Source organism: Streptomyces roseus, from assembly GCF_001044425.1.
Lineage (GTDB): Bacteria > Actinomycetota > Actinomycetes > Streptomycetales > Streptomycetaceae > Streptomyces > Streptomyces roseus.
This window is the reverse complement of sequence record NZ_LFML01000147.1, coordinates 1-797: the sequence shown is the minus strand read 5'-3', so window position 1 is coordinate 797 and position 797 is coordinate 1. Positions and strand designations below refer to the sequence as shown.

The following is a 797-nucleotide window of genomic DNA, read 5'->3' as shown; positions in this document are numbered from 1 at the left end:
ACGGACGCGAACCGCAGGTACGCGACCAGATCGAGCTCCTGCAACGGGCCGAGTATGGCCAGACCCACGTCGTGGGTGGTCAGCTCGGGGTGGGGGTGGGCGGCGCGCAGCCGCAGCAGGGGCGCCTGCGGCCGTACCTCGCGGACCAGGAGGTCCTCCCCGGCCGCGCCGACGACCACGACCTCGCAGCCGAGCAGGGCCGGTTCGGCTCCCTCCGGCTCGGTGTCCCGCTCCGCCAGCCGGGCGGCCACGGCCTCGGCCGCCGGGCGGGCGAAGAGCGCGGCGGCCGGCTCCTCGGTCCACGGGACTCCGCGCAGCGGGGTGGCCCGGACCCCGCGTCCGGAACCGAGACGGCCGTCGGGGGAGACCGTGGCCCCAAAGATGCGCAGTCCCCCGCGCGCGAGGCCCGCGTGGTCGAGGGCTGCTCCGCCGAGCGCCACGGAGGCGGATCCGGCGCCGCGGGCGCGGGCCGGGCCGCCGGGGCGGACGTCGCAGACGCTGTGGCGGGCGCCGTCGGCCGAGAGCAGGTGGGTGACCACTCCCCCGTACCCGGTGGCCGAGATGACCGGCTCCCGGCACAGGCCGTACACCCGCAGGCTCCCGCCGGGCCGGTACGCGCGGCGGCCGGTGCCGGTCAGCTCGGGCCCCGCAGCACCGGAGGCCAGCAGTGCGGCGGTGCGGAGGAGTTCGCGGAAGGCTCCGGTGAGATCGGTGAGCCCCTGGCCGCCGCTGCGCTCCCGGGCGGCGCGCAGGCCGCGTACGACGCGCAGGGCGGCGGCCTCGGCGCGGGGCAGCCC

The 797-nt window shown here is 79.0% G+C and carries 1 pseudogene; it reads right to left on the bottom strand.

Annotated elements, in window-relative coordinates:
• A pseudogene (locus tag ACS04_RS30180) lies at positions 1–797 on the bottom strand (hypothetical protein); the annotation flags it as partial.